The 788-nt window shown below is 57.5% G+C and carries 1 protein-coding gene; it reads left to right on the top strand.

The genetic code is table 11. From position 1 onward, the window contains the following. Positions 1-64: 64 nt before the first annotated feature. Positions 65-788, top strand: a protein-coding gene (locus GL300_RS26080) for an IS5 family transposase (RefSeq protein WP_155042583.1) whose coding sequence is annotated in 2 segments (ribosomal slippage) — positions 65-389 and positions 389-788 — 725 coding nt annotated over the 2 segments. Because the reading frame shifts where the segments join, the coding sequence is not laid out codon by codon here. This gene is flagged as partial in the annotation.

Below are 788 nucleotides of genomic sequence, written 5' to 3'. Positions count from 1 at the left end.
AGGGTCAGGACCCATTGATTTTACTGTGATGACGTGATTCAGGCTCCGCGAGGAGACCTGATCGATGAGCAATCTTTTCTGGCTGTCTGACGCACAGATGGAGCGTCTTAAGCCTTTCTTTCCCAAGAGCCATGGCAAGCCTCGTGTTGATGATCTGCGTGTCTTGAGCGGGATAATATTCATCAATCGTAATGGCTTGCGTTGGCGCGATGCGCCGAAGGAATACGGCCCGGCCAAGACCCTCTACAACCGGTGGAAGCGCTGGAGCGACAACGGGGTCTTCGCGCGGATCATGCTGGGCCTTGCCGCGGAAAGCGCTGAGCACAAGACCATCATGATCGACGCGACCTACTTGAAAGCGCATCGCACGGCGTCGAGCCTGCGTGTCAAAAAGGGGGGCGTCCTCGCCAGATAGGCCGAACGAAGGGCGGCATGAATACCAAGTTACATGCCGTCGTCGACGCGAAGGGACGGCCGCTCGGGTTTTACATGTCGGCCGGACAGGTCAGCGACTACACCGGCGCGGCGGCATTGCTGAGTGGCCTGCCCAAGGCCGAATGGCTGTTGGCGGACAGAGGCTATGATGCTGATTGGTTCAGAGATGCCTTGAAAGACAAAGGCATAAACGTCTGTATCCCCGGTCGGAAGTCCCGCAAGGAGGCCGTGAAATACGACAAGCGGCGATATAAACGACGCAACCGCATCGAGATCATGTTCGGTCGCCTCAAAGACTGGCGACGGGTCGCCACACGATACGACCGACGACCAGAGACCTTCTTCTCAGCCAT

The sequence above is a fragment of the Paracoccus litorisediminis genome, assembly GCF_009711205.1.
GTDB classification, from domain to species: domain Bacteria; phylum Pseudomonadota; class Alphaproteobacteria; order Rhodobacterales; family Rhodobacteraceae; genus Paracoccus; species Paracoccus litorisediminis.
Note: the sequence above shows the minus strand (reverse complement) of the source record. Positions and strands in the feature narration are given on the sequence as shown.